This is a genomic window from Streptomyces sp. NPDC058653, from assembly GCF_042716895.1.
In the GTDB taxonomy this organism is placed as follows: Bacteria; Actinomycetota; Actinomycetes; order Streptomycetales; family Streptomycetaceae; genus Streptomyces.
In genome coordinates, this window is the sequence record NZ_JBHXRM010000068.1 from 19,543 (window position 1) to 28,440 (window position 8,898).

7 protein-coding genes are annotated in these 8,898 nt (G+C 72.8%); 3 read left to right on the forward strand and 4 right to left on the reverse strand.

The genetic code is table 11. The features are described from left to right. Nucleotides 1–21 precede the first annotated feature (21 nt). Both ACFWU9_RS34700 and ACFWU9_RS34705 read left to right on the forward strand, forming a co-directional pair. Nucleotides 22–876 (forward strand): PaaX family transcriptional regulator C-terminal domain-containing protein, encoded by an 855-nt coding sequence (locus ACFWU9_RS34700; RefSeq protein WP_384325066.1) that lies wholly within the window; start codon nucleotides 22–24, stop codon nucleotides 874–876. 43 nt (nucleotides 877–919) lie between these two features. Continuing rightward, nucleotides 920–1,390, forward strand: a complete 471-nt coding sequence (locus ACFWU9_RS34705) for a hypothetical protein (RefSeq protein ID WP_384325067.1) — start codon at nucleotides 920–922, stop codon at nucleotides 1,388–1,390. Here the strand turns inward: ACFWU9_RS34705 and ACFWU9_RS34710 are convergent. Beyond that, nucleotides 1,377–3,827, reverse strand: a complete 2,451-nt coding sequence (locus ACFWU9_RS34710; protein WP_384325073.1) for an oxidoreductase — start codon at nucleotides 3,825–3,827, stop codon at nucleotides 1,377–1,379. The two genes, ACFWU9_RS34705 and ACFWU9_RS34710, sit on opposite strands and share 14 nt — an antisense overlap. A 308-nt stretch (nucleotides 3,828–4,135) precedes the next feature. Then, nucleotides 4,136–4,963 carry an enoyl-CoA hydratase family protein gene (locus ACFWU9_RS34715; RefSeq protein ID WP_384325068.1) on the reverse strand — a complete coding sequence of 276 codons (828 nt, stop codon included), beginning with the start codon at nucleotides 4,961–4,963 and terminating at the stop codon, nucleotides 4,136–4,138. Between the two features lie 411 nt (nucleotides 4,964–5,374). Here ACFWU9_RS34715 and ACFWU9_RS34720 point away from each other — a divergent pair, with 411 nt between their 5' ends. Then, complete coding sequence (locus tag ACFWU9_RS34720; RefSeq protein WP_384325069.1) at nucleotides 5,375–5,791, forward strand: ATP-binding protein; 417 nt, start codon at nucleotides 5,375–5,377, stop codon at nucleotides 5,789–5,791. Nucleotides 5,792–5,880: 89 nt separating this feature from the next. On the opposite strand, the gene argF is transcribed toward ACFWU9_RS34720, so the two are convergent. Beyond that, entirely contained in the window at nucleotides 5,881–6,957 is a 1,077-nt protein-coding gene (gene argF / locus ACFWU9_RS34725; RefSeq protein ID WP_384325070.1) for an ornithine carbamoyltransferase, read from the reverse strand. 145 nt (nucleotides 6,958–7,102) lie between these two features. Further along, nucleotides 7,103–8,335 carry an arginine deiminase gene (locus ACFWU9_RS34730; RefSeq protein WP_384325071.1) on the reverse strand — a complete coding sequence of 411 codons (1,233 nt, stop codon included), beginning with the start codon at nucleotides 8,333–8,335 and terminating at the stop codon, nucleotides 7,103–7,105. Nucleotides 8,336–8,898: the final 563 nt, after the last annotated feature.

The window sequence follows — 8,898 nt, forward strand, 5'->3', positions numbered from 1 at the left end:
TCCACCCCTTAGAGTGATCACGTGGCCGAGCAGCACACCCCGCGATCCCTGATCGTCACCCTCTACGGCGCGTACGGCCGGACCCCGGACGGCGCCCCGCTCGCCGTGGCCGAGCTGGTCCGGCTGCTCGGCGCGCTCGGGGTCGACGCGCCGTCGGTGCGCTCGTCGGTGTCCCGGCTCAAGCGCCGGGGACTGCTGATCGCCGAGCGCACGCCGGAGGGCGCGGCGGGTTACGCGCTCTCGCGGGACGCCCGGCAACTGCTCGACGACGGCGACCGGCGCATCTACGACCGTCCCGTGCCCCGGCTGTCCGACGGCTGGGTGCTGGCGGTGTTCTCGGTCCCCGAGGCCGAGCGGCACAAGCGCCATCTGCTGCGGTCGCGGCTGGCACGGCTGGGCTTCGGGACCGCCGCGCCGGGGGTGTGGATCGCGCCGGGCCATCTGCACGAGGAGACGCGGCACACGCTGGAACGGCTGCGGCTCGACCCGTACGTCGACCTGTTCCGGGGCGAGCATCTGGGCTTCGCGGCGACGGCCGACGCGGTGGGACGGTGGTGGGACCTCGACGCCATCGCCACGCTGCACACGGAGTTCCTGAAGGCGCACGAGCCGGTGCTGCGATGGTGGGAGACGCACGGAACCCGGAACGGGTCCGGGAACGCGTCCGGGAACGCGTCCGGCGCCGGATCCGCCGAGGACGCCTACCGGGACTATCTGACGGCTCTCGACTCCTGGCGCCGACTGCCCTACGCCGACCCCGGGTTGCCGGTGGAGCTGCTGCCCGAGGGCTGGCCGGGCGGGCGCTCGGCGGAGGTGTTCACCGCGCTGCACGCCCAACTGCGGGACGCGGGGGCCCGGTTCGTACGGCCAGAGTGAAATCGGATGACTCGCCGGGGCGGCTCCGGCCATCATCGGGAGCATGGACGAGACTCCGGAACCGCGGTGGATGGTCGTCGCCAACGTCGTACGGTGGCGCCGTTACGGCGACGGCGGCTGGGAACTGCGCCCCGGCACCAAGGCGTTCAAGGGCGGCGCCCGGGTCTTCGTGGTCCTCGACTACCCCGGCATGGGCAACATGGAGGTCACGGCGATCGGCCAGGCGCGCAACACCGGCCACTGGATCACCATCGCCACCCCGACCCGGCACCTGCACACCTTCCGGCCGAAACTCGTGTACTCCCCCGCCGTCCTGCGCCGGGCACGCCCCGAGGGCCTCACGGAGGAGTCCGCGCGGGAGCTGGCCCCGGCGCTGGAGGGGCTGGCGGCGCGGTACCGCGGTGAGACCCACGCCGGAGCGGCGCACCCCGAGGGCTGCCTCTGCCACGAGTGTCTGAACGGCGGGGACCGCCGGGCGGACGGGGAGGGCGCGGGCCCGGTCACGTCAGGGTGAGCCTCGGCTTCGGGCCGTCCGTGCGGCCCGTCGGGGGTGTGCGGCTGCCCGCCCGGTACGGCAGCGGCCAGGGCGCGCCGGGACCGCTGTAGCCCTGGCCGGCCGCCGCGTGCAGGGTCCAGTGCGGGTCGTAGAGGTGCGGGCGGGCCAGGGCGCACAGATCGGCGCGCCCGGCCAGCAGCAGTGAATTGACGTCGTCCCAGGACGAGATGGCACCGACGGCGACGACGGGCACCGAGAGGGTGTTACGGATCCGGTCGGCGAACGGGGTCTGGTAGGAGCGGCCGAACTCGGGGCGCTCGTCCGGGACGACCTGCCCCGTCGACACGTCGATCGCGTCCGCGCCGTGCGCGACGAACGCGCGGGCGATCTCCACCGCCTCCTCGGCGGTGTTGCCGCCCGCCGCCCAGTCGGTGGCGGAGATCCGGACCGTCATCGGCCGCTCGTCGGGCCACAACTCCCTCACCGCGTCGAAGACTTCCAGCGGATAGCGGAGCCGTCCCGCGAGGTCGCCGCCGTAGGCGTCGGTCCGGAGGTTGGTCAGCGGGGAGAGGAAGCCGGAGAGCAGGTACCCGTGCGCGCAGTGGAGTTCGAGCAGATCGAAGCCCGCTTCGGCGGCCCGCCTGGTCGCCGAGGCGAACTGCTCGCGGATCGCGGTCAGTCCGGCCCGGTCGAGCGCCCCCGGGACCTGGCTGACGCCGGGGAGGTACGGCAGCGCCGAGGCGGCGGCCAGCGGCCAGTTGGCACCGGGCAGGGGCTGGTCCATGCCCTCCCACATGAGACGGGTGGAGCCCTTGCGTCCGGAGTGCCCGAGCTGGACACCGATCGCGGCGCCGGGCGCGTGGGGGCCGTCGGGCGCGGGAGGGGCGCCGGGCGCGGGAGGGGCGCCGGGCGCGGGAGGGGCGCCGGGCGCGGGAGGGGCGCCGGGCGTGGGAGGGGCGCCGGGCGTGGGAGGGGCATAGGGCGCGGGAGGGGCATCGGGCGCGGGGTGGGTGCCGGGCGCGCCGTGGTGCACGAAGTCCGTCACCCGCCGCCAGGCCGCGCCCTGTTCGTCCGTCCAGAGCCCTGTGCAGCCCGGGGTGATCCTGCCCTCCGGGCTGACGCAGACCATCTCGGTCATGACGAGCCCCGCCCCGCCGAGGGCACGGGCCCCCAGGTGCACGAGGTGGAAGTCGCCGGGTACGCCGTCCTCGGCGACGTACATGTCCATGGCCGAGACGACGACCCGGTTGCGCAGCGTCAGGCCGCGCAGCCGGAAGGGGGTGAACATCGGGGGCGTGCCGGGCTCGCAGCCGAAGTCCTCCTCCACCGCGCCGGTGAACCCGGCGTCGCGCAGCCGCAGATTGTCGTGCGTGACGCGGCGGCTGCGGGTGAGGAGACCGAACGCGAACTGCCGGGCCGGCTGGTCCGTGTAGGTGGCCAGCTCCTCGAACCAGCGCAGACTCGCCGCCGCCGCCCGTTGCGTGGACTCCACTACGGGCCGCCGCTCGGCCTCGTACGCGGCGAGCGCCGCCGGCAGATCGGGCCGGCCGTCGGCCCCGCGCCCGGGCCGGCTCTCCTCGACGCAGGCGGCGAGCGCCAGGGCGTCCTCGACGGCGAGCTTCGTGCCGGAGCCGATGGAGAAGTGCGCGGTGTGGGCGGCGTCGCCGATGAGGACCGTGTTGCCGTGGCTCCAGCGTTCGTTGACGACCGTACGGAACGCGGTCCAGGAGGACTTGTTGGCGCGCAGCGCCCGGCCGCCCAGCGCGTCGGCGAAGATCTTGGCGCAGCGCTCGGTGGACCGCCGCTCGTCGAGCGTGTCGAACCCGGCGGCTCGCCAGACCTCCTCGCGCATCTCCACGATGACGGTGCTGGCGCCGGGCGAGAACGGATAGCCGTGCAGTTGCATCACGCCGTGCTCGGTCTCGGCGATCTCGAAGCGGAACGCGTCGAAGGCGAAGTCGGCGGCGAGCCAGATGTAGCGGCAGCGCTCGCTGGTGACGGTGGGCCGGAAGACGTCGGCGTGGGCCGCGCGCGTACGGCTGTTGACACCGTCGGCGGCGATCACCAGGTCATGGGTGGCGGCGAGTTCGGCGGCGGGCGGTGCCTGGGTGCGGAAGCGGAGCCGTACACCCAGCGACGTACAGCGCTCGTGCAGGATGGCAAGGAGCCGGCGGCGGCCCAGGGCGGCGAAGCCGTGGCCGCCGGAGGTCAGGGTGCGGCCCCGGTGGACGATGTCGATGTCGTCCCAGCGCACGAACTCGCCCTGGAGGGCGGTGTGGACGGTGGGGTCGGCGTGCTCGATACCGCCGAGGGTCTCGTCGGAGAGGACGACCCCGAAGCCGAAAGTGTCGTCGGGGGCGTTGCGCTCCCAGACGGTTATCTCGCGGCGCGGGTCGAGCCGTTTGAGCAGGACGGCGGCGTAGAGCCCGCCGGGTCCGCCGCCGATGACCGCGATCCTGAGAGGCGCGCCGCCCGCCCGCCCGCGCGGTGCGGGTACGGCCGCGGGGCCGAGCCGGGCGGGTGGGGCCGCCGGGCCCGGTGGGGCGGGTACGGCCGCCGGGCCGAGCCGGGCAGGTACAGCCGCCGGGCCGAGCCGAGCAGGTACAGCCGCCGGGCCGGGTGGGGCGGGTGGGGCCGCCGGGCCGAGTGGGGCTGGTACGGCCGCGGGGCCGAGCCGGGTGGGTACGGCCGCCGACGCGTCGAGCCGGGCGGGTACGGCCGCCGGGCCGGGTACGGCCGCCGGGTCGGGTGCCGTCGACACGGTCAGCGGCCCTGCCACTTGGGAGGCCGCTTCTCCGTGAAGGCGGCGTGGAACTCCGCGTAGTCCTCACCGTTCATGAGCAACGCCTGTGTGGCGGCGTCCAGTTCGACGGAGGCGGCGAGCGGCATGTCCAGCTCGGCGGTGAGCAGCGCCTTGGTCTGCGCGTACGCCAGGGCCGGGCCGTCCGCGAGCCGTCGGGCGAGCTCGGCCGCGCGGGTGTCGGCGGCGCCTTCGTCGGTCAACTCGCTGATGAGACCGATCCGTTCGGCCTCGGGCGCGCGCACCGGCTCGCCCAGCATCAGCAGCCGGGTGGCATGCCCGAGACCGACGACGCGCGGCAGCAGATAAGCCGCGCCCATGTCGCCGCCGGAGAGGCCGACGCGGGTGAAGAGGAAGGCAAAACGCGCCGTGGGGTCGGCGACCCGGAAGTCGGCGGCCAGCGCGAGGACCGCGCCGGCCCCGGCGGCGACCCCGTGCACGGCGGCGATCACCGGGAACGGGCATTCGCGGACGGCCCTCACGACCTGTCCGGTCATCCGGTTGAAGTCGAGGAGCTGCGCGGTGTCCATGGAGAGCGTGGCGCCGATGATCTCGTCCACGTCACCGCCCGAGCAGAAGCCGCGCCCCTCGCCGGCCAGCACGAGGGCACGGACGGACCGCTCCCTGGACAGCTCGGCGAGCAGGTCGCGCAGGTCCGCGTAGGCGCCGAAGGTGAGCGCGTTGAGCTTGTCGGGGCGGGCGAGCGTGACGGTCGCGACACCGTCCTCGCGGGTCAGCCGCAGATGACGCCACTCCTCGGTGCGGGGGGTGGAGCCGGAGAACGGGCTCATGGGGTGCGGCCTCCTTCAGCTCGATGCTGTGTGCCGGTCGCCCGGAGCGCCGGGACGCGGGGGCGGACCCTCGCAAGAAAGATATCACCCTTCCGTGACTGCCGTCACGAGTACGCGATAGGGTGCCGCGACATGTCGAACCGGCCCGGTCGGCGCCGTGCGGAGCCCCCTCCGACCCCGCCCCGGGCCCCCCTTGGTCCCGTCCCGGCGCCTCCTTGGTCCCGCCCCCATGGGCCGAAGGTCCCGGACGATATGTGGCGGAGGTCCTAATTCCGGCAGTCCGCTGCCCCTTGTGAACCTGTTTACGCTCCGTAAAGCTGACCCCAGGCCCACCCCCGTGCCGGGAGACTCCCCGAGTTCCGGCAAGGGGACCTCGTGGCAGATCCACAGCACCTCGAACGGAATTCCGCCTTGCCCGACGCATCGGACCCCGCCTTCTGGCGCATCACACTGCCGCACAGCGCGGCGGCTGTGCCGATGGCGCGTGCTTTGATCCGTACGGCGCTGGCGGACATCGGGCCGAGCGCGGACAGCGACACGGCGGAGCTGCTGACGGCCGAGCTGGTCGCCAACGCCGTGGAGCACACGAATCCGGACGTGCCGATAGAGCTGGTGGTCGAGGTGCTGCCCTCGGGCTGCCAGATCGAGGTCCACGACGGCGACCCGGGCCCGCCGGGCGATCTGTCCACGCCGGTGCCCGGCCATATGCCGGACCCCTGGCAGGAGCACGGCCGGGGGCTGGTCCTGATCCGTACGCTCAGCGCCGACTGCGGTCACCGCACCACGGATCAGGGCAAGGCGGTCTGGTTCACCCTGTCGGCGCGCTGAGGTTCGCCCCGTCAGCCCGCCGAGCGGGTTCGGCCCGCCAGCTCGACGGGCCGTTTCGGCACCTCAGCGCGACGGGCCGCTCCAGAACCTCAGCGTGACGAGCGGGTTCGGCGCGCCGAGCCGCCCGGCGTGGCGAAGTCCGGCTCCGCGACGCCCGGGGCCAGGTCGGGGGCCAGTGTCGCGACGAGCACCGCCTTGATGGTGTGCAGCCGGTTCTCCGCCTCGTCGAAAACCACGGAGTGCGCGGACTCGAAGACCTCGTCGGACACTTCGAGCTCGGTGAGCCCGTGGCGTTCGTGGATCTCCCATCCGACGACCGTCCCCAGGTCGTGGAAGGCCGGGAGGCAGTGCAGGAACCGCACGTCCGGATTGCCGGTCGCGCTCAGCACGTCCATCGTCACGCTGTACGGCCCGAGCGCCGCGATCCGCTCGTCCCAGACCTCCTGCGGCTCCCCCATCGACACCCACACGTCGGTGGCCACGAAGTCGGCGCCGCTGACACCCTCCGCGATGGACTCGGTGAGCGTGATCCGGGCGCCGCTGGTCTCGGCCGACCTGCGGGCGAGCGCGACGACGTCGTCCGCCGGCCAGTAGGCGCGGGGGGCGACGATCCGTACGTCCATGCCGAGCAGGGCGCCGGTGACGAGGTAGGAGTTGCCCATGTTGTAGCGGGCGTCGCCGAGGTAGGCGAAGACCATCCGGTCCAGCGGCTTGTCGCAGTACTCGGTCATCGTGAGCACGTCGGCGAGCATCTGGGTGGGGTGCCAGTCGGCGGTGAGCCCGTTGAAGACCGGCACTCCGGCGTGGGCGGCCAGTTCCTCGACGGTCGACTGCGCGTCGCCGCGGAACTCGATGCCGTCGAACATCCGGCCGAGCACCCGGGCGGTGTCCTTCGCGGACTCCTTCTTCCCGATGTGCGAGCCCGACGGATCGATATAGGTCGTGGAGGCGCCCTGGTCGGCGGCGGCCACCTCGAAGGCGCAGCGGGTGCGGGTGGAGGCCTTCTCGAAGATGAGGGCGATGTTCTTGCCCCGCAGGAGCTGGACCTCGTTGCCCGCCTTCTTCGCGGCCTTGAGCCCGGCGGCCAGCTCGACCAGCCCACGGAACTCCTCGGCGGTGAAGTCGAGCTCCTTGAGGAAGTGGCGGCCTGCGAGTTGTATCGCCATGGTGGCTGCTCCTGCTTCGCGAATAAGGGGATCTGTACGGGACCGATACAGAGACCTTGGAACTATATACGCTATTCCGTATTGATATACAGGGCGCAAGGGGGGCGCGGAAGCCCGCCGAGTGAGACCCCGGACGACGCCCGAGTCAGACGGCGTCGCGTTCGATCGGGCAGCTCATACAGCGCGGACCGCCCCGGCCCCGGCCCAGCTCACTGCCACGGATCTCGATCACCTCGATCCCCTGCTTCCGCAGAAATGTGTTGGTGGTGGCGTTGCGCTCGTACGCCACGACCACCCCCGGCTCGACGGCGAGCACGTTGCAGCCGTCGTCCCACTGCTCGCGCTCGGCGGCGTGCACGTCCTGCGTCGCCGTCAGGACACGGATGCTGTCCAGCCCCAGGGCGGCGGCGATCGCGCGGTGCATGTGCTCCGGCGGATGGTCGGTCACCTTGAGTTCGTTCCCGCCCGCGCCCGGCTCGATCGTGTACGAGCGGAGCATGCCGAGGCCCGCGTACTGCGTGAACACGTCCCGGTCGACCATCGTCATCACCGTGTCGAGGTGCATGAAAGCACGCCGCTTCGGCATGTCGAGCGCCACGATCGTGCGCGCCGAGCCTGCCTCGAACATCCCCCGCGCCAGCATCTCGACCGCCTGCGGTGTGGTGCGCTCGCTCATCCCGATCAGCACGGCGCCTTCGCCGATGACCAGGACATCGCCGCCCTCGATGGTGGAGGGATAGTCGTCCTGCCCCTCCGACCAGTGGTGGAAACCCCCGGCCTCGGGTCCGGTGAAGAGCGGGTGGTGCTTGTAGATCGCCTCGAAGTGGACGGTCTCGCGCTGCCGGGCGGGCCACCGCATCGCGTTGATGGAGACGCCGTCGTAGATCCAGGCGGAGGTGTCGCGGGTGAAGATGTGGTTCGGCAGCGGGTCGAGCAGGAAGTCGTCCAGGTCCATGACATGGAAGCGGACGGAGGTCGGTTCGGCGTGGCTGTCCAGGAACTCCCGCTTGGTCATCCCGCCGACCAGCGCCTCGACGAGATCGCCGGTCGGCAGCGCGTCGAAGACCGACCGGAGGTGGTCGGTGGCGAGCGGGCCGTACTCCTTCTCGTCGAAGACACGGTCCAGGACGAGTGCGCGTGCCGTCGGGATGTCCAGGGACTCGCGCAGCAGATCACCGAAGAGATGGACCTTGACGCCCCGGTCGCGCAGGACGTCGGCGAAGCCGTCGTGCTCCTCGCGCGCACGGCGCACCCAGAGCACGTCGTCGAAGAGCAGCGTGTCCTTGTTGCTGGGGGTGAGCCGCTTGAGCTCCAGGTCAGGGCGGTGCAGTATGACGCGGCGCAGCGTGCCGGTCTCGGAGTCGACGTGGAATCCCATGCCCCCATCCTCGCGGATCGGGTGGCGTTCACGCGGTGAATGCCCCAGAGCCCGGGCGAACGGGTCGTGAGGCCCCGGTGTCGCACGGGGCGCGGGGGCGGACGAACGGCGACAGGGCGGCACGGCTCGTGACACGCCGCGGGGCAGGGTGGCTGGTGGCCGGCCGCCGGTGGCCGATGGCTGGTAGCTGGTGGCCGGTGGCTGGCCGCCGGTGACCGATCGGCGATCGCCGATGGCGGGTGGCCATGACAGGTGGCCGATGGCCGGCGCGGGTGGCCAACCACCGGTGGCCGATGGCCGATGGCCGATGGCCGATGGCCGATGGCAGGTGGCAGGTGGCCGGCCGCCGGCGGCTGGCGGCAGATGGCCGATGGCAGGTGGCTGGCAGCTGGCAGCTGGCAGCCGGCGGCTAGCGCGGGCGGCCGGCCGCCGGTGGCAGGTGTCAGCTGGCTGGCGCGGGCGGCCGGCCGCCGGTGGCAGGTGTCAGCTGGCTGGCGCGGGCGGCCGGCCGCCGGTGATCGGTGGCCGATGGCTGGCGGCCAATGGCAGGCACGGCTGCCCAG